Genomic DNA, 20,734 nt, shown 5'->3' on the forward strand with positions numbered 1-20,734 from the left:
CCTATATTTTTTTAGAAAGCGGTATTCGCTTATTAATATCTATTTTCGGAGTTATGGATTCCAAATAATCGGAAGTCAGCGCTTTTTTATTTTCCACGAAGGGCCGTATTTGAAACAACCACAATTTGTTGTTTTGGAATCCTAGTTCCACATCATAGGCACCCTCATAATCTGAATGGGTTTCTTTAGGTAGGGTCTGTCGGATGGTTTTTGCAAATTCCTTAATATCTTGAATGTTTTTTGGATTAAGGATGAAGTTTTCAAATGTGGATGATTTTTTTTCGGTTCCACCGGTTGCCGGCAGTCTATTGTGGTACATATCCCTAGCAGGAGCCAATAATTGTATTCCGCCCGTATCTTTTAGCAAATAGGTTTCTGCAGCCTGACCGTCCACAGCTCCTCCGGCACCACGACTAAAGGCAATGGTTAAATCCTTGTCATTGCCAGAGCTAATGCCTTTTGTAATTAGTACCCCTGAATAATCCACATCGACACTTGGAATGACCAAAATGGAAGGGAAAACATTTTCTGGATTGAGCAGGTATTTTTGACGCCATTTAAAACTGCGTTCGGTATAGGGGGAGGCCCATACATCTTTAATACCTGATATGATTTTTTCTTTGGAAATGACATTAAAAATAGTCAGGTTTAATCCGGCTCCTGTAAAATCTTTAAGGTCTTCCATATTGGTGTCACTTCTTAGGAAAACCGGAAGATCTCCAATGTCCTTTCCTAGTACATTCTTAAAATCTGATTCTAATTGGGCTATGAATTGGGGTTGTAGGGGCATTTTTTTTATGGCCTCTCGCAACTTTTCTAGCTGTCTTAGCTGGTAGTTTTCTATTTCCATTTCAGGAATACCTTTGCTGTGCATACCCTCGGCTTCTTTGAACATTTGGTTTAAAAACTGCCAATAGGTGATTTTTTGCTCTGGCATAGCTTGGTCCATATGGGCTCTAAAGATGCCAAAAGGAATGACCAAGCCTTCGACTACTTTGTCTGGGAACATTTTTTTTAATTGCCCTAGATTAGCAGCTTTTGGACCGCAAAGTTTTCCAGAGTCATCGGCATCAACCGATCTGAGGTTAAGGATTTTGGTATTCGTTAATTCAATGTTCTGTATGGGGACTTGAATTTTTTCTTCTTTACGTTCCTTTTTGGCAAAGAGGTTTTTCTCTTCTGGGGTCATGTCCTTTTCTAATTTCATAATAACATTCCCTTTATTGGAGACGGCGTAAAAAACTCTTTCTCCATGGAATGTTTGAAGATTTAGCAAGTTGTCATCTGCTAGGGCCACATTGGGAATTCCAAGGTTTCGCGCTAATAATTGCACGTGAGACACCATATTACCCTCTGAAACCGTAGCAATACCGGCAATGGGTTTTAGATCGGCCGGGGGGCGTTGAAACACATATATTTTATTGGAAGCTACTTCAATATTGTCTGGCGATCCGCTTACGACAACCAGTTCTCCAAGGGCATATCCGGGGTTGAGACCTCTTATGCCACTTTGGTTGGGAATGTTTAAAACCTTATTGGTCAGTGCTGATTCCTGAGCGATAATATCGCCCAAGTCTCCAACGGCCTTGCCTAAATGCAGGGCAATGGACCCCCTGATTTTATCATCGATAAACCCATTAGCCAAGGGTTCAAATTCAGTATATAAGTCAACTACTTCCTGATAATTAGCTTTTACCATGCTAGAACTCCATTCTACTTCCCTACGGGCATTTTCTAATATCGCAGTCAGGTCTTCCAAGGAGGCCGTTTTTTGTGAAGAAGAAATAGTACTTAAATTCAATTGTTCCCATTCTGCTAGTTCTATATATCCGGCGCCGGCATTGGCCATTCCTAAGTAGCATATTTTAGTTAATAAATCGTTTAGGGTTTCTGGTTTCCAAAGGGGCGAATTTTTAAAAATGACTTCTTCCAATTTTAAGGAGGCATCTAAAAGTTGGAGTTTGGCAGCGGGACTTTCTTGTGTTAGTACTGCTTTCCTTATGGCCAATAGAAGCTCTGCTGTTGCAGGAACAAGAAAGGAAGGCTCGTTTTGGTCCTTGTTATTGGAAATATAGGTCTGGATGGTTTTTCCTATTTCATCCTCCTTTACCAAAGAAGTCTTTTGTTGTAGGGAAGCGATATCTATTGGTTTGTAAAAACCGATCATATTCTCTAACAAAATATCTATTTTGGCGTGGATGGCAGAAGATAGTTTATGGCCGTTGGTGCGTTTAAATTCCTTTACTTTTTCGATGTCACTTGCCTCTGGTTGTCCATGTATTTTTATTCTGATGGACATAAAATCTGGTGCCATATCAGAGATGACTTTAGAATCGCTGCGGATTAATTGCGCTATGTTATCGTCCCCTAAATGGGGTATGTCTTTTAAGGATTGGCGGATGAGGTAAAAATTCTCTTTTAAGTTATTATTGTCCGAGAGCAGCCATTTGTAAAAATTGACGCCCCAGGCTTCTTCATCTTCGGCCTGGATAGAGCCTCTGTAATATTGTCCTTTTTGAAGGATCCAACCATTGTCTACGGTTCTTAAATATTGGTTGAGCTGGTATTGTTTTAAACGGGAATGGTTGTTTTCTGCATCCCAAAATTCCTCTTGTGCGGTATAGGCCAAAATTTGACCAAGATAAATATGATGCTGCTTTCCGAGTTGGATAATAGAAGGCTTGTAAGTGGCGTGCTGTATTCCAGGGCCTATGTTTTTAGGACACGGATCTTTTGGCGCTCTGGTACTACCATCGGTACAGAACCAACGAATTTCTTGATAAGGTCCCCGGATATCTGATTTGTAAGAAGCTATCTGTTCTTTAATTTGGTTCGGGCTTATTTTTTGCGCCACTCCTAAATGGAAAGCATAAAATAATATGAAGGTGAAAACAAGTTGTTTAGTCATAGGTTTCGATTGGTAATAAAAGCTAGTGGTCGTTTAAATGTAATATCAAATATTAATCCAAAGGGTATTTTTAAACATAAAATCGTTTTTTAGAGCATTAATGCCGATTTTATCATCAACTGAATGCTTCAGAATCAATACGGAGGCATTCGTTTTATCTTTTGGAAGATAAGAAAAAATCAACCGAGTTTATAAATTATCGATGAGGGAATACTAGATGTGTTTATTTTGTGTTGAGGAATCTAACCCGCAGCGAAATCAGACAGATTGTTTTAGGAAAATACCCGAATAGCGTACATTTGAAGAGATCCTATTGCCTATGGGATACTCGTAATTATTAGTATGAACAAAAAAACTAGCGAAATATGAAGGTCAGCGAAAACCATATTCAGATCGTTGAAATGCTCTAAAAATAAAAGTATTCTGACTATTCTATAGCTTGATATGGTGCCGAATTTTCGGAACAATAGATCTTTTAATACCAACCGTAATGGGATTGTTCAAAATGTATTAAAGTTCTTGATCTTTTCTAGAAATTGGATTACAAACTCATCGGATTAGTAGTTTATTATTTAATTATTATAATATCTTTAAGCCTTTTTAGAAAAGCTTCATTTGCGAATTCGTAAACAAATTTTGATGAGAACAAAAATTTTATTCTTCTGTTTTATAAGCATTATAATTAGTCCATTATACTCACAGGACACTGTAGCAAATCTAACCCAGGAGGATCCGGTAGAACGATACGAGGAATTACCCAACCCTATAGCTGTAAACCCAAATAAATGGGGAGCTGCACCAAGCACTATGGTGGCATGGGGGAGTACTGATGTCCGCTACAATAAAGAGGAGCCTGCTACTGCCATTGAGGACTCTAAAACTCTTTCCCTTACGGGGTGGAAGGGCGAACAAGTATCGGCTCAGTTTGTAATATCGAATAAAAAAGGCGCCAAAGACTTTAGTTATACTATAGGTGATTTGGTACACGTTTCTGATAAAAAGCAACGTATAACATCGGATAATATCTTTTCTGGCTTTGTTAGGTATGTATTGACCGATGGCTTGAACAAAGACGGCAAGGGTAGTTGTGGTTATAGAAAAGCAATAGATTTTGATTCTACTTTAGTGGCCGATCCTATTGACCACCATGCTACGGTGCTTACCGTAGGGCCGATGAATAGCCAAGGGGTATGGATACGGACCGCTATTCCTGCCGATGCTAGACCGGGAAATTACAAAGGAAAAATTATAGTAAAAGCAGACGGAAGGCGAATAGAAACATTGGTATTTCAAATAAAGGTACAGGACAAGGTATTGCCACAAGTAAGTGATTGGAAGTTTCACTTAGATCTTTGGCAAAATCCTTATGCCGTGGCTCGTTATTATGGGGTGACTCCTTGGTCCGATGCTCATTTTGAAGCCTTGCGAAAAGAACTGAAACCCTATGCAGATGGGGGTGGAAAGGTAATTACCGCTTCTATTATGCACAAACCGTGGAACGGACAAACCTTTGATTATTTTGAAACCATGGTCACTTGGATGAAAAAGGCCGATGGCAGTTGGGCTTTTGATTATACGGTGTTTGATAAATGGGTAGAATTTATGATGTCTATGGGGATAGACAAACAAATAAATAGCTATTCAATGATACCATGGCGGTTGTCGTTCCAGTACTTTGATCAAGCGACGAACTCCCTGCAGGTTGTAGAGACAAAACCAGGGGATAAGGCTTATGACGAAATGTGGCATGCCATGTTGACTTCTTTTGCGGCACACCTAAAAAATAAGGGATGGTTTGATAGAACCTATATTTCTATGGATGAACGTCCTATGGATGCCATGCTAAAAACATTGGCGGTAATCCGTAATGCCGATCCAGCATTTAAGGTGTCATTGGCCGGAGCTTTGCACGAGGAGTTAGTAGGGGAATTAGATGATTATTGCGTGGCTTTGCGCATGAAATATTCCGATGAAACTATTGAAAAACGCCGTGAGGAAGGTAAAATTACCACTTATTATACCTCTTGTGAAGAGCCGTACCCTAACACTTATACTTTTTCGCCACCGGCAGAATCGGAATGGTTTGGATGGTATGCTGCCAAGGCCGGATTAGATGGGTATTTACGTTGGGCATTAAATAGTTGGGTAAGTAATCCTTTACAAGATAGTAGGTTTACAGCATGGGCTGCCGGAGACACTTATTTAATTTACCCAGGGGGGCGAACCTCTATGCGTTTTGAGCGTTTGGTAGCAGGAATTCAGGCTTATGAAAAAATACAAATTTTAAAAGAATCCTTTAAGAAAACGGGAAATCAGCAAGCTTTGAATACGCTGGATAGTGCATTACAGGCATTCGATGAAACAACCTTGGATGAAACTGCTGCTGCTGAGGTCATTAAAAATGCAAAAGAGGTGGTAAATAATCTTAGTGTATTGTAATTTATTCGTGTTCAAAGGATTAGTGATCTGTGGGTTTATAAGATTATTGTTATTTCCGTTTTCCTATAAATCATTCAGTAAAATGCCGTTATGGGTACAGACCTTTAGGTAATGGTCCGAAATGGTGTGTTTTATGTGATGACATTGAAATTACCCGCGGCTATTTTATGGCTATAGTTTTGCTATATATAATTTTGGTTGAGTCTTGTTTACGGGGTGTAAGTAGTTTATTATAAATCGGTTAAGGTTTTAGTCTATGGCCTATACTAATACACTCGTAAACTGTTATCATTATGTTATAATAAAGAGTAGGTTATTTTGTCTATAGGCTTATGCGTACTTTTGCCGGATGCAAAAATCGCAAAGTAAGCCTCAATTTGAATTTGTTGCCATTATGGCGTCCTTAATGTCTATTGTAGCTTTGGCTATCGATGCCATATTGCCTGCCATGACCCATATCGGTATTTCTGTAAACAGCTTGGACCCCACGGTAAATCAAATGTTTATCACTATGATATTTTTGGGGTTGGGAGTTGGGCAATTGGTTTTTGGGCCATTGTCTGACAGTTTTGGAAGGAAGCCCATTGTATACCTTGGTTTTTCGATATTTATTATCGGTAGTATACTATGTATTATGGCTCCTTCTTTTGAATGGATGATAATAGGGCGGGTATTACAGGGTATTGGACTATCGGCCCCGAGGACTATTAGTATTTCTATGATCAGGGACTCTTTTAGGGGCGACTATATGGCCAAGATTATGTCTTTTGTTACGGCCTTTTTTATTTTAGTTCCGATAGTAGCTCCTGCCATGGGCAAATTCTTCTTGGACCATTACGGTTGGGAGGCTATTTTTTATGTACAGTTGTTTTTTACCCTTTTGGTAAGTCTTTGGTTTTGGAAACGACAACCAGAAACCTTAAAAAAGGAGTACACCATACCATTTTCCAAACATGTATTTGTAGATGGGTTTAAGGAGTTGTTCCGTCATAAGGAAACGGTTGCATTTACCCTTGTATCTGGACTAATAACTGGGGCATTTATGGTGTATCTAAGTACAGCCCAACAAATTTTTGAAATCCAATATAATTTGGCAGACGATTTTCCGTACATCTTTGCAGGACTGGCTATTTCTGTAGGTTTGTCTACCCTTTTAAACGGTACCTTGGTAGTACGTCTGGGGATGCGCAGACTGGTTTATATAGCACTTTCCTTGTATTGCAGCATTGCTTTAATTTATATAGGGATGTTTTGGAATGCTCCCAATCCTAGTTTAGGGGTATTGATCACTTTTTTAACGCTCCAATTTTTTACCCTTGGTTTTTTATTTGGGAATTTACGTGCTATTGCCATGGAGCCCATTGGGCATATTGCCGGAATAGGGGCGGCGATAACCGGTTTTATTTCGACCATGATGGCCATTCCGATTGCCACTTATATTGGTAGTTTTGTGCAGAACAGTACGTTGCCTTTATTTATTGGATTTTCTGTCTGCGGGGTGATTTCATTAGGGGTTTTTCTAATGATGAAGGGTAGGTCACTATTGGCGACTGCCTAATCTTTTTTTTCTTATGGGTAAGATTGGATAATGTTTTTAAAATTTGCATTACTGATTGCAGCGGCATCCTTTTTATGCCGAAGAATGAGGCGTAAAAAGATATAGCGTAAAGCAGGTGCCACTTTTTGGTTTCCCAAAAAGTGGCAATGCCCTAACAATTATTAACAGTTGCTGCTTCTGTATTACAGCCCTACAGTGCGCTATCCTTAATCACATCTACAATTTCCGGATTTAGCAGGGTAGAAGTATCTCCCATATTGCTCATGTCCTTACTAGCGATTTTACGTAAAATACGCCTCATGATCTTACCAGAACGGGTCTTGGGAAGGCCACTAGTAAATTGGATCTTATCTAATTTGGCGATAGGGCCAATATGTTCCGTAATGATTTGATTGATCTCTTTTCTTAGGTTGTCGTGCATACGGGATTCCCCGGATTCCTTGAGGATAACGAAGCCATAAAGAGCGTTTCCTTTTATATCGTGTGGGAACCCTACAATTGCCGATTCTGCCACCGCCGGATGTTCGTTAATGGCGTCTTCTATTGGGGCGGTACCCAAATTATGTCCAGAAACAATAATTACATCATCGACACGACCGGTAATTCTGTAATAACCTACCTCGTCCCTAAGGGCGCCATCGCCAGAAAAGTACATACCTGGAAAGGCCGAGAAATAGGTGTCTTTGTAGCGCTCATGATTGCCCCAAATGGTTCTGGCCATCCCTGGCCACGGGAATTTTATGCACAAGCGACCCTCTACTTGGTTGCCTTTTAATTCTACTCCTTTTTCATCGAGTAGTGCTGGTTGTATCCCTACAAAAGGAAGTGTAGCGTAGGTTGGTTTTGTTGGCGTTACAAAAGGGATAGGAGTAATCATAATGCCACCAGTCTCTGTTTGCCACCAAGTATCTACAATTGGACTTTTCTTTTTCCCGATAACATCGTTGTACCAATGCCATGCTTCTTCGTTAATTGGTTCTCCAACGGAGCCCAATACTTTTAATGAAGAGAGGTCGTGTTTTTCGGCGAAAGATATATTTTGTTTTGCCAAGGCCCTGATTGCGGTAGGAGCGGTATAAAACTGATTGACCTTATGTTTTTCGACAATTTCCCAAAAACGGCTGTAGTCGGGATAACTAGGGACACCTTCGAACATTAGGGTAGTGGCACCATTGGCCAATGGCCCGTACACAATATAACTATGACCGGTAATCCATCCTATATCTGCGGTACACCAATATACATCGTTCTCTGTGTATTGAAAAACGTTTTTAAAGGTATAGCCGGTATACACCATATAGCCCCCTGTAGTGTGGACCATTCCCTTCGGTTTTCCGGTAGATCCTGAAGTATACAGAATAAATAAGGGATCTTCGGCATCCATGATCTCTGGAACACAGTCTTGGTAAGCTTTGTCTAATAAGGGCTGTAGCCATTTATCGCGTCCCTCTTTCATGGTAACTGCTGTATTGGTTCTTTTTACAACCAACACGGTTTCTACCCCTGGGCAATCTTCCAAGCCTTCGTCTACAATTGCTTTTAGGTCAATAGATTTGGAGCCTCTGTATGAGCCATCTGAAGTGATGACCAATTTACAATCACTATCATTGATCCTGGTAGATAATGCGGTAGATGAGAATCCGGCAAAAATCACGGAATGGATGGCCCCAATTCTGGCACATGCCAATAACGCAATGGAAAGTTCCGGAATCATGGGAAGGTAAATACACACCCGATCTCCTTTTTTTACCCCTTGATCTTTTAATACATTGGCCAATTGGCATACACGGGCATGAAGCTGTCGATATGTAATATGTTGAGCTGCTTCTTCTGGATTGTTTGGTTCAAAAATTAAGGCAGTTTTGTCTCCTCTGGTGAGCAAATGCCTGTCGATACAATTTTCTGTTATGTTGAGTTGGGCACCTTGGAACCATTTTACTTCAGGAGTATTAAAATCCCAACTTAAAACATTGTCCCATTTTTTACGCCACATAAAATGCTCTTCTGCGACTTCTCCCCAAAAATTTTCTGGTTCTCTTACTGATTTTCTATAAACTTGGTAGTATTCTTCTAAATGTTTGATGTGGTAGTTACTCATTGTTTCTCTATGAATTTTATTGAATCATCAAAAAATAGGGATGATTATATTGAACGATTTAAATTTACTATAATAATATTAAATATCTAGCTCTTTTATGTTTTTCACCGATGTTGTCAATGCATTTTAGCATTCTCCGCACCGCTAGGTATACGGATGTTTTCTACGATTTCTTGAACTTGTAAAGGAGGTTGTGGAGTGAAGCGACTGATAATCAGTGCCACGATAAAATTCACGACCATGGCAACACTTCCAAATCCTTCTGGAGATATGCCAAACCACCATTCGGATTTATCGGGAATTTCTCCTAGCCAGCCCAATTTAAATTTGGCCATATAGTAGAGCATCAGGCCTATACCTACTATCATTCCGCTTACCGCCCCTTCTTTGTTCATTTTTTTATAAAAGATCCCTAGGATAATAGCGGGAAAAAAGGAGGCTGCGGCCAAGCCAAAAGCTAGGGCTACAACAGCGGCGACAAACCCGGGAGGGTGAATGCCAAAATACCCAGCAACGATTACGGCTAGGGTAGCAGCAATACGGGCTGCCCACAATTCCCCTTTTTCCGAGATATTGGGATTAAAGACATTTTTGATCAAATCATGGGAAACCGAGGAGGAGATCACCAATAGGAGGCCGGCTGCCGTAGATAAGGCCGCTGCTAGTCCACCAGCGGCTACCAAAGCAATGACCCATGCAGGAAGGTTGGCAATTTCAGGGTTAGCCAAGACCATAATGTCATTGTCTACGGTCAGTTCGTTTTTGCTATTGTCTGCAACATATTGAATAATGCCATCCTGGTTTTTATCTTCAAATAGTAATAGGCCAGTGTCTTCCCAATTTTTAAACCATTTGGGCATATGGCTATATTCTTGATTGCTTACTGTATTCAGTAAATTTGTTTTTGCAAACACGGCAACTGCCGGGGCAGTAGTATATAAAATGGCAATCAGTAACAGCGCTATTCCGGCAGATTTTCGGGCGTCTTTAACTCGTTTCACCGTAAAGAACCTCACAATAACATGGGGGAGGCCTGCCGTACCAACCATTAATGCCAAGGTAATGGCAAAAACATCTATCATATCTTTAGCACCATCGGTATAGGCCGCAAAGCCTAATTCTGTGGAGAGGCCATTTAAGCGGTCCAGTAAAAATGTTCCAGAACCGTCATTTATGGTAGCGCCCATGCCTAATTGAGGAATAGGATTGCCCGTCATTTGCAAAGAAATAAATATTGCCGGCACCATAAAGGCAAATATTAAAACACAATACTGTGCGACTTGGGTATAGGTGATTCCTTTCATACCCCCCAATACGGCGTAGAATAGTACAATAACCATCCCAATAATGACCCCGGTATTTATATCGACTTGTAAAAACCTTGAGAATACCACACCAACACCCCTCATTTGTCCGGCCACATAGGTAAAGGAAACGATTAGTGCGCAGCATACGGCTACGATACGGGCGGTTTTTGAATAGTAGCGTTCCCCAATAAAATCGGGAACCGTAAATTTCCCGAATTTTCTAAGATAGGGAGCTAACAGAAGGGCCAATAGCACATAGCCTCCGGTCCACCCCATTAAGTATACCGAGCCGTCATAGCCAGAAAAGGCTATAATACCTGCCATAGAAATAAACGAAGCAGCGGACATCCAGTCCGCGGCAGTGGCCATTCCGTTTGCCAAAGGAGATACGCCACCCCCGGCGATATAAAATTCTGTGGTAGAGCCGGCCCTAGACCATATAGCAATACCTATATATAGGGTAAAGGTAATTCCGACAAGGAGGTAAGTCCATACTTGTACACTCATAAGTTTAGGTTTATTGGTTGGTGGTAGGGGTTATTCGTTGTAGCCGTATTTTTTATCAAGTTTGTTCATGAGGCGTACATAGACAAATATTAAAACAACAAAAACGTAGATGGCGCCCTGTTGGGCAAACCAAAAACCGAGTTGAAATCCGCCGATCCTAAAATTGTTCAAAGCATCTTTTAATAAAATTCCGGCACCAAAGGAAACGGCAAACCAAATTGCCAGAAGAACTAAAACGTAGCGGATGTTTTCTTTCCAATAGGCGGTAGCTTTTTTTTGTTGATCACTCATTTTAAATACGGTTTTATTAGAGATATCTGTGGTTTGGTCAGATTAGTTTCTCGAATATAGGAAATTGTACTAAAATAAACGATTGGTTTTTTTAGGAAGGGAGATAGATTACGCCGCCCGAACAATCTTTTTTTGCACCGGTAACGGAGCTTAGGCAATTGGTTTCTTCTACATCTCTTAAGACACCCATAAGGGCAAAAATAAGCGCTTCCTTAAATTCTATAAGGGTGTCGGTAGGGATAATAATTTTTACGTTGGCCCCTAATTTATCTTGTAAAGTATCCATTAAAAAAGTATTCAATGCTCCACCTCCTGTAACAAATAAGCGGCTATTTGTTTTAATATTATGCAATTTTATCTGCACATTTATCTGTTCGGTGATGTGATGGATACTAGTATGCAATAAATTTTCGATACTATCTTGGGTGTTATCTACAATAGGCAGTACTTTTTCAACGAACCATTCGAACCCAATGGACTTTGGAAAGGGCAACTGATAAAATTCCAACTTGTTTAATTCTTGGAGCATATAGCTATTAATCTGTCCCTTGGAGGCCATAGTGCCATTTTTATCATAGTTAAGATTTATTTTTTGGGTGATGTGGTTTAGGATCATATTGGCCAGACCGATGTCATAGGCCAAGCGTTGGCCATTTTTTTGGAAAGAAATATTGCTGATTCCGCCAAGATTAAGACAGTAATCGTATTGGCCAAAAAACAATTGGTCTCCAATAGGAACTAATGGAGCCCCTTGTCCGCCCAAGGCCACATCGTTGGAACGAAAATCACAAATAACCTTTTTGCCACTTTCGTGGGCCAGATGTTGTCCAGATCCGATCTGGAAGGTAAATCCTTTTTGAGGCTGATGGTGGGTCGTATGGCCGTGACTGGCTATAAAATCGACTTCTAAATGATACTTGTCAATAAATGCTTTTGCCTGTTTCCCCAACCAAGAGCCATAGGTATTATGGAGCTCTAACAATTCTGTTGCGGGCAAGTAGATCGCATTTTTTAGTTGTGATTCCATGGTTTTGTCATAGGCAATGCTTTTGGATCGTTTAATCTCGAAATCCCATCCTATAGGTGTTTTCCAAATATGGCAATAGGCAAGGTCTAGACCATCTAGAGAAGTGCCCGACATTAATCCTATGACTTTATATATCTTCATTCCAGGGAGTTTTGATGTTATTTGATGGCGTCGTACAAAACTTGCTGAATATTGGTACGAGTATTCAGTTTGTACAAGGTAGTATTCTCCCTAGTGGGGAGGACACGGTTGGAAAGGAAAACGTATAAAAGGTCTTCTTTAGGATCCATCCAAACCATGATTCCTGTAAATCCGGTATGTCCAAAACTATCGCTGCTCGCATCTTTGGCGGTATTGCTATTTTTACCTTTATATTCCAAATAAGGCTTATCGAATCCCAGTCCTCTGTGGTTGTTGTTCTCGGGAAACTGTGCTTTGGTAAATTCTTTGAGGGTGTTTTCTGCTATAAATTGCTCCCCGCCATAGGCCCCCATATTGAGGTACATCTGCATGAGTTTGGCAAGGTCGTTCGCATTGGAGAACAGCCCTGCATTAGCCGACACTCCGCCCATCATCGCAGCCCCTTCATCGTGAACGGCGCCATGCACCGGAAGGTGTCTGAACATAAAATCGTGCTCGGTTGGGACTATCCGTTTTTTAGCAAATTTTTCCGATGGATTGAATGTCAAGGAGCCCGCTCCTAATTTGTCATAGAAATTCTGATCCATGTAATCCACAAAATTTTCCTTTGTAATTTCTTCAATCATCTTGGGCAAGAGCATAAAAAGCAAACCAGAATATTTATATTCCTTTTTTTCGAGCAGGGGCGATTTTTTGATAGCCTTAAATATCTTTTTTTGATACTTGCGATGCAGCCACATGTTGGAGGTGATCTTTATGGGAAAACGTGCCGAGGAATCTTTTTTGATGGTACTCCATTTGTAGCTGCCATTTTTCCGAAGGGTATTTTTCCAATAGGTGATGTAGGGGTTAAACCCGGCCTGATGGGTCAGTATTTCCTTAAAATTAGCATCATCCTTATTGGAGTTTTTAAAATACTTTAGATAATCGCCTATACCTTTGTTGAGGTCAAACTTCCCTTCATCGTGTAATTTCATAAGGGCGGGAAGGGCAGAAGAAATTTTTGTTACGGATGCTAGGTCATAGATATCTTCAAGAGCCACTTTAGTGGTGTCGTTATATTTTTGCAGGCCGTAAGCCTTGTGTAAAACAACCTTACCGTTCCTAGCGACCAATAGTTGCCCTCCTGGAGTAGCTTTGGCATCCATGGTTTGTTGCATTAGAGAATCTACACCATGGATTAGGGTTTTAGAATCCATCCCTGCATCCTCCGGCAAGGTATATTTAAAACGTATTCCGCCTTGAATAGTAAGGCCGTCCCCTGCATTAAACTTTTTGCCGATTCCAATTGGGAGTCGGCCATTGGCCCCGATTCCTCCAAAAATTAATTGTGCGGTCAGGTCTTGGGCAGATTTACTATCCTGATAGGCGGCAATTAGTCCCAAAGAATTTTCAATATTATCTAACTTATCTATGGAATATGGGTTTTTAAAATAAGCAATTAGCGTTTTTTCAAAAGGAAGGGCCTGTATAAAAGATTGTACAGATTCCGAAAATTTTATGGTATTTCGGGGTCTTGGGCTATCGTCGTGCACACCAATGATGACTAAATTGTATTGGGGGAATTTTTTCTGGATTGCCTCAACCTCTTCAAAGGATGCTTCCATAGGCAAGGTAAAATGAGCAACTTCTGAATATAGATCTAGCGTCTTTTGAAATTTAGTCTTGGTGTCCGTACCTATTGAAACCGACATGATTTTAAGGGTGTCCAACCTTTTTAAAGGGATGATATCTCCTTCGTTTTCTAATACAGTTAAGGAGGCTTCCGTTAAATTTCTTTCTAACAATAAGGCCTGTGGATTATGAATATCTTCTATGAGGTTGGTGAGGGGTTGGTCTTGGTATTCGTTTAATTTTACCCACTGCTTGGCGGCTAAAATTTTTCTGACCCTAGCATCTACCACTTTCTGGGAAATTATACCTTTGTCTATCGCTTTTTTTATTTCAGTAATAGCCTTTTCTACATCCTGCACCAGTTCTAGGACATCATTGCCCGCCAAAACGGCTTTTTTATCTACCACCCCGGGTTGGTTGCCTTTGGTTACTCCCTTCATTTCCATGGCGTCGGTAACTATCAATCCTTTAAACCCTAGTTGGTCTTTTAAAAGATCGGTGATGATTGCTTTAGAGAGTGTTGAAGGTTCTCCGCTAGGATCTAGGGCCGGAATATTTAAATGGGCCACCATCATGCCATTGATACCGGCCTTTATAAGTTCCTTGAAGGGGTACAGTTCCAAATTGTTCAATCGTTCCAAGGAATGATTTATTTGAGGCAGATCGTAATGAGAATCGGTGCTGGTATCGCCATGTCCCGGAAAATGTTTGGCCGTAGTGATCAATCCGCCATCTTGCATTCCCTGCATATAGGCAATACTCTTTTCGGCAACCTTTATTTTATCTTCGCCAAAAGAACGATAGTTGATCACGGGGTTCTCTGGGTTGTTATTTACATCGGCAACAGGGGCAAAGTTCAGGTGCAGTCCCACTCTTTTTATTTGTTGAGCCACTTCTTTCCCCATCTTATAGATTAGGGTGTTGTCTTCAATGGCACCCAAGGCCATCTGAAAAGGGAAACTTATGGTGTTATCTAATCGCATCCCAAGTCCCCATTCGGCATCGATAGCACCCATTAACGGTACTTTGGCTGCATTTTGGTATTCGTTCATCAATTTTACCTGGGTAAGGGGATCGCCTTGAAAAAAGACCAATCCCCCAATATTCCATTTTTCAATAGCTTTTAGGATATCTGCTCGGTGTTCCGGCCCTCTATTAGAATAGGCAGACACCCAGATAAGTTGCCCTATTCGCTCTTGGGGCGTTAGGGATTTCATAATGGAGTCTACCCATGTACTATGAGTATATTTTAAAAACTCAGGGGGTTTTGAGGCGTTGTCCTGAGCGCTTAACAGATTGACGAGCAGTATTAAGGCGATAAATAACCTTACTTTTCTTAAAAACATATTGATGGTGATTATTATACTTTAATATAGATTCTTTTTTTGTCGAGCACATAGCCCAAAAGCCACATCACTACAATAAAACTTACGGCAAAGCCAAGGGAAGCATTCAGGTCCTCCATCCAGCTTAAATATAAATTAGCGTATAGCCAAGACTTTAGAGGGACTGCATTGACATAGATCAGCGCCAAAAGGTTTGCTGCCAGCCCCGAAACCACATAGATAAATAGTGGGTTTTTGCCAAATGGCTCAAAGAAATAGGCCCATTTTTTAAAGTTCAATAATTCAATGGTATAGATCAATATAGCTAACACAATTAGTGTCCATCCTGTACTGTACAACACAAATGAACTTGTCCATATAGGTTTGTTAATGGGGAAATAAATATCCCAAATAAGGGACACAACGAGTAGTATCAAGCCTGCGGCTATAAGTTTCAATACAGTTTTAATATTATTTCCAGATTTCTGTACAAAAATACCAGCCACATATCCAGCAATTACGTTCACGGTGGCTGTCAGGGTACTCAATAGTCCTTCGGGATCAAAAGTAATTCCAAAACCTTTGTAGATGTTTTCGGTCCTAAAAATTAGGCTGTCAAATTTTAAGGCTGCATTATTTTCCAAACTGAAAGGCAATGGCGATGATCCAAAAAAGTACATAATGGCCCAATAGGCCAAAAGGATGAAGACCCCTACTATTATAGATTTTTTTAGTTTTAGATAATGGATTATCAAAGAAGCAAAAAGGTAGCAGAGCGCAATACGCTGCAAAACTCCCATAATCCGGATATTGGCTAGGTTTTTAAGGACAATTTGCCCATCGATACGCTCAACAAAGGGAAAGGCATTTAATAGGAGGCCGATCAAAAAAATGGCTCCGGCCCGTTTAAATATTTTTTTTAAAAACTCGCCGTTCCCAAGCAGCTCATATTTTCTTAAACTAAAGCTCATGGCGGTGCCCACTACAAACAAAAATGTGGGGAACACCCAATCTGTTGGGGTGAAACCATGCCAAGAGGCATGTTTTAGGGGAGAATAGATATGGGACCAGGTTCCGGGGTTGTTTACCATTATCATTAAGGCGATGGTCATGCCGCGTAGAATGTCCAAGGCGTAGTACCTTTGAGGGGTAAGTGATTCTTCCATTAAGTATTGGTTTTATGAAGGTTTAAGTCGATTATTGTGTTGAGCCTAAGTGCTATGTAATTTAAAACGTTTTTACGGCATAGAGTACTTAAAATATGATTGCGTTGATGGTTGGTTGTTAAGAATCAAAGCAGGTTTATCCCTTCCTTTCGATATTTATTTAGGGCGGCTGAGCTTGGGTCTAGTTCAGTTACTAATGTGTCAAGAGCATTTATGTCGCAAATTTTATATCGATTAGTGGTGTTTAATTTTTCTGATATAGTAAGTGAAACTAATTTTTTGGAAGCCTTGATCATAGCTTTTTTCATTTGAGCTATTTCCCAATCTACCTCTGTAATTCCGTTTTCTTTATCAATATATCCTGTTCCTAGAAAACAAATATCAGCGGTGATTTCCGATAGAATATTGATAGCACCTCCCCCGGTTGTCAATTGTGATCCTCTAGAAAGTTTTCCTCCAATAAGATTAACTTCATATCGGCTAGAAGAACTATTGAGTAATTCAATTGCCATGGGCAAACTAGGAGTGAAAAATGTCAGATTCATTTTTCTAGGAAGCAGTTTTGCAAGTTCTAGATTAGTAGAGCCACCACTGATCAAGACTACATCGCCGTGTTTTAAAAGGGAAATTCCCTTTTGTGCGATAAGGGATTTGTTTTCATACTTATACACTTCATTTGTACGGTCTGAATATAAATTAAATCCATTTGAAACTGCTCCTCCATGAACTTTTTTTAGTTGCTGTAATTTATCGAGCTCCTTAACATCTCTACGAACGGTGTCCATAGAAACATTTAGTATTCCGGCTAAATCGTTTAAAAGCACTCTATTATGAATATGTACTTCGTTGAGGATAATTTGATGTCGTTTATTCTTTTCCAAACTATAGCTTTAAAATTAGTCTGTATTTCGATTTGTTGTAAAACAGCCGCTTATCGTTTTTTTATGTTCAATTCCGATGTTTTGAAGCTTGAACAAAAGATTGCTACTAATTACCGAGGGTGAAAAATAGTATTAAAATCATCATGGAACAAAAAAAACAGCAATAAAACCTTGCAAATATATTTAAAATTGCAAGTAATTTGCTGTTATGCAAGATTAATTGCTGTTTTATATTGCACAATACGATTTTCTGTCATAAGTTTGAATACTAATCAATTTTAACTAAAAATTATGAAAGTAAATCGATTTCTACTACCAACGCTGTTGCTGGTGTTTTTCTCTCGGATCTTGATTGCCCAAACTGGTTTGGTTTCGGGTATAATTAAGGATGAGAGCGGAGTTCCGCTTCCTGGCGCAAGTATTGTTGTAAAGGGGACAACTAATGGTGTTGTTGCCGGTTTTGACGGTGATTTTAGCATAGAAGTTAACAGGGGGGATGTTCTCGTTGTATCTTATTTAGGGTATGCTACCCAGGAGGTTACTGTGGGAGACAAGGTGAAAATAGAAATTACTATGGTGTTGGATGCCTCTGCTCTTGATGAAGTGGTGGTAACCGCTTTAGGAATTAAAAGAGAGTCCAAAGCTTTGGGATATTCATTGACCCAAGTAGATGGAAGTGAGTTAGCTCAAGTAAAAACCACCAGTGCTGTAAATTCCTTGCAAGGAAGAGTTGCCGGTGTAAATATTTCTACGAGTAGTTCTGGTGCCTCAGGATCAAGTAGGATAATTATTCGTGGAGCAAGTTCGTTGACAGGGAATAATCAACCACTTTATGTGGTTGACGGAATTCCTATTATCAATAATACAAACGGATCTGTTGTTGGGCCTACTAATGATGGTACAGGGGATGGAGGAGACGATATTTCCTCGATCAACCCAGATGATATTGAAACAATATCGGTATTAAAAGGAAGTTCTGCCGCCGCTCTTTATGGTTCCTTGGCGTCTAACGGGGTCATCATGATAACTACAAAATCAGGGAAAGGTAAAAAGGGTTTTGGTGTTGAGTATTCTAGTTCTTATTCTTTTGAAAAAGTCAATATGGGGCTTTTAAATCTACAAACCACCTATGGTCAAGGAAATCAAGGTTTAAGACCTGGTTATGAGTATGACTTAAACAATAATCCAGTGGAAATTTCAGATCCTGCTTTAGCTATTGATAATTCTTTTACGTACTCATTGCAATCGTGGGGGGCGAAGTATGATGGCAGCCAAGTGTATAACTGGGACGGAGTAAAAAGACCTTACACATACCTAGGCAGTAATTTAGATAAGTTTTATAATACAGGAAAAACGGCTGTAAATACTGTTGCCTTGTCCAATGCCAGCGAAGATTATAATTATCGATTTTCAGTATCCAATTTAGATAATAAGGATATTTTTCCAGGATCAAATTTGGATAGAAAATCATTGTCATTAAATGCTTCGGCAAAAATAAATCCTAAATTAACCTCTACGATCAACGCTAAGTATGTAATCGAAAAAGTGCATAACCGTATTAACCTTGGTGACACTCCGGGGAATGCCAATACTGTAGCCTACACACTTCCTGGTAATTTGGATATTTATAATTTGAAACCAGGAGCGAATGACCAAGGAACAGAGTTGTTGTTTCAACCTAGTCAGTTTATTTCTAATCCGTATTGGGTAGTGAATAATTTTAACAATGATGATAAGAAAAATAGATTTACTGGGTCAACAACATTAAGATATGATATAACGGATTGGCTTTATGTAAATGGTAGAGCTGGTTTGGACACCTATGATTTGGCTAGACAAAAAGTAACTCCTTACGGAACAGCTTACCGTCCTGCGGGTGAGTTATTGCAAAGTAAATCTAAATTTACTTCGGTTGATGCAGATTTAATGTTGGGTGTAGAGTTGCCAATTACCGATAAAATATCGACCAATTCTATAGTTGGAGTGAATTCTAGAGCAACAACGTTTGAATCACTGAGTGCTTTGGGTAGAGGTTTTATTGTTGTGGGGTTGGAAGATATAAACAACACTACGCTTCCAGAGCCTAAAAACGATTATTTTAAAACTGAAACAAGTTCTGTTTATGGTTCTTTTGAAGTTGATTATGATGATTTATTATTTCTAACATTTACGGGGAGAAATGACTGGTTCTCTACCCTTTCTTTTCCTGATAAAAAGACTCCTAATAATGATTTTTATTGGTCTTTAAGTGGTAGTTATTTGTTAAGTGAAGCTTTAAATTTACCAAAGGCCATCAACTATGCAAAAGTTAGGGCTAGTTACGCCCAAGTCGCAGGGGGTGCTCAGGATGCCTATGCCCTAAATTTGGATTATGCAATTTCTGGATCATTTCAAGGGCAATCTTTTGGCCAGCTAAATGGCAATTCTATTCCTAATCCCAATTTGGTTCCTTTTCAAAAAACGGAATATGAGTTTGGTCTTGAGGGTAGGTTTTTTGATAGCCGTTTAAATTTGGATATAGCCTATTACGCTAACCAAACCAATAACGACATTGTAAGGGCCGCAGCTTCGCAATCTTCTGGTTTTACCTCTGCAATTTTAAATATCGGTGAGCTGGAAAATAAGGGAGTTGAGTTATTGATTGGCGGAACACCGTTGAGAACTGAAGATTTCTCTTGGTATACTTCCTTTAATTTTGGCTTTAATGATAGTAAAATAATAGCTACAGATGAAGAGAATACCCCTATCAATGTTGATGGCAGCCAAACGAGATCTAGAACTGCCATTATTTCACATATTGTAGGAGAGCGGTACGGCGTAATTTATGGTTCTTCCTATAAAAGAGATGAAGCAGGTAATATTTTTTATGATAATAGTGGTACAATACCAAGACCAGTACAGGGAGAAAATAAAATTTTGGGGGAAGGTGTAGCTCCGTATACCTTAGGTTTCTCAAATACCTTTAAATATAAAAATATATCCCTTGGGTTTTTAATTGATGCCAAATATGGTGGAAGTGTTCACTCTGGAACTAATAGGGAATTAGTACTAAGAGGACTTGATAAAAAAACACTTGAAGGTCGTGAAAATGGTTTAGTTGTATCGGGGATAGATGATGCCACAGGGCAGCCTTTTTCTACAACGGTAGAGCCAATAAACTTAAGGACATATTATGGTCGTGTAGGAGAAGAGAGTTCTGGTATCTCTGAAGAATTTGTATACAGTACTGATTTTATAAAGTTTAGAGAGTTGTCATTATCCTACAATTTGCCAAAAAATGTTTTGGGAAAAACTTTTATGAATGATTTGAGATTTTCGTTAATCGGTAGAAATCTATTCTTTATCTCAAAAGATATTAACAACGTTGATCCAGAAGCGGCTTTAAACAATCTTAATTCTCAAGGGATTGAGAGATTTGGTGTGCCGGCAACCAGAAGCTTTGGTTTTTCTGTAAATGTTAAATTCTAAAATT

Annotated in this window: 11 protein-coding genes; 3 read left to right on the forward strand and 8 right to left on the reverse strand. The window is 39.6% G+C overall.

Annotation, left to right across the window (positions count from 1 at the left end; genetic code table 11):
• Position 1: 1 nt before the first annotated feature.
• Positions 2–2,908 (reverse strand): PEP/pyruvate-binding domain-containing protein, encoded by a 2,907-nt coding sequence (locus HCG49_RS14260; protein WP_168470206.1) that lies wholly within the window; start codon positions 2,906–2,908, stop codon positions 2–4.
• A 639-nt stretch (positions 2,909–3,547) separates the two neighbouring features.
• Between HCG49_RS14260 and HCG49_RS14265 the strand changes: the two genes are divergently transcribed.
• Together HCG49_RS14265 and HCG49_RS14270 are read left to right on the forward strand one after the other, a co-directional pair.
• Positions 3,548–5,347: a DUF4091 domain-containing protein gene (locus HCG49_RS14265; protein WP_168470207.1), complete on the forward strand. Its 1,800-nt coding sequence runs from the start codon at positions 3,548–3,550 to the stop codon at positions 5,345–5,347.
• A gap of 349 nt (positions 5,348–5,696) precedes the next feature.
• The gene (locus HCG49_RS14270) at positions 5,697–6,905 is read left to right on the forward strand and encodes a multidrug effflux MFS transporter (protein WP_168470208.1); all 1,209 of its coding nucleotides are present in this window, start codon (positions 5,697–5,699) and stop codon (positions 6,903–6,905) included.
• A 190-nt stretch (positions 6,906–7,095) separates the two neighbouring features.
• On the opposite strand, the gene acs is transcribed toward HCG49_RS14270, so the two are convergent.
• The 7 genes from acs to HCG49_RS14305 form a co-directional block, all read right to left on the reverse strand.
• Positions 7,096–9,003: an acetate--CoA ligase gene (acs, locus tag HCG49_RS14275; protein ID WP_168470209.1), complete on the reverse strand. Its 1,908-nt coding sequence runs from the start codon at positions 9,001–9,003 to the stop codon at positions 7,096–7,098.
• Between the two features lie 116 nt (positions 9,004–9,119).
• Positions 9,120–10,817, reverse strand: a complete 1,698-nt coding sequence (locus HCG49_RS14280) for a sodium:solute symporter family protein (RefSeq protein WP_168470210.1) — start codon at positions 10,815–10,817, stop codon at positions 9,120–9,122.
• Positions 10,818–10,847: 30 nt separating this feature from the next.
• The gene (locus HCG49_RS14285) at positions 10,848–11,108 is read right to left on the reverse strand and encodes a DUF4212 domain-containing protein (protein ID WP_168470211.1); all 261 of its coding nucleotides are present in this window, start codon (positions 11,106–11,108) and stop codon (positions 10,848–10,850) included.
• A gap of 91 nt (positions 11,109–11,199) precedes the next feature.
• On the reverse strand, positions 11,200–12,276 hold the full coding sequence (locus HCG49_RS14290) for an anhydro-N-acetylmuramic acid kinase (protein WP_168470212.1): 1,077 nt from the start codon (positions 12,274–12,276) through the stop codon (positions 11,200–11,202).
• 17 nt (positions 12,277–12,293) lie between these two features.
• A complete protein-coding gene (locus HCG49_RS14295; protein ID WP_168470213.1) occupies positions 12,294–15,236 on the reverse strand; it encodes a glycoside hydrolase family 3 N-terminal domain-containing protein in 2,943 nt (980 codons plus the stop codon).
• A gap of 14 nt (positions 15,237–15,250) precedes the next feature.
• Positions 15,251–16,381, reverse strand: a complete 1,131-nt coding sequence (locus HCG49_RS14300; protein WP_168470214.1) for an acyltransferase family protein — start codon at positions 16,379–16,381, stop codon at positions 15,251–15,253.
• Between the two features lie 125 nt (positions 16,382–16,506).
• Positions 16,507–17,262, reverse strand: a complete 756-nt coding sequence (locus HCG49_RS14305) for a DeoR/GlpR family DNA-binding transcription regulator (RefSeq protein WP_168470215.1) — start codon at positions 17,260–17,262, stop codon at positions 16,507–16,509.
• A 291-nt stretch (positions 17,263–17,553) separates the two neighbouring features.
• On the opposite strand from HCG49_RS14305, the gene HCG49_RS14310 reads away from it, so the two are divergent.
• Complete coding sequence (locus HCG49_RS14310) at positions 17,554–20,730, forward strand: SusC/RagA family TonB-linked outer membrane protein (RefSeq protein WP_168470216.1); 3,177 nt, start codon at positions 17,554–17,556, stop codon at positions 20,728–20,730.
• The last annotated feature ends 4 nt before the right edge of the window (positions 20,731–20,734 follow it).

The organism is Arenibacter sp. 6A1, from assembly GCF_012272855.1.
Taxonomy (GTDB): domain Bacteria; phylum Bacteroidota; class Bacteroidia; order Flavobacteriales; family Flavobacteriaceae; genus Arenibacter.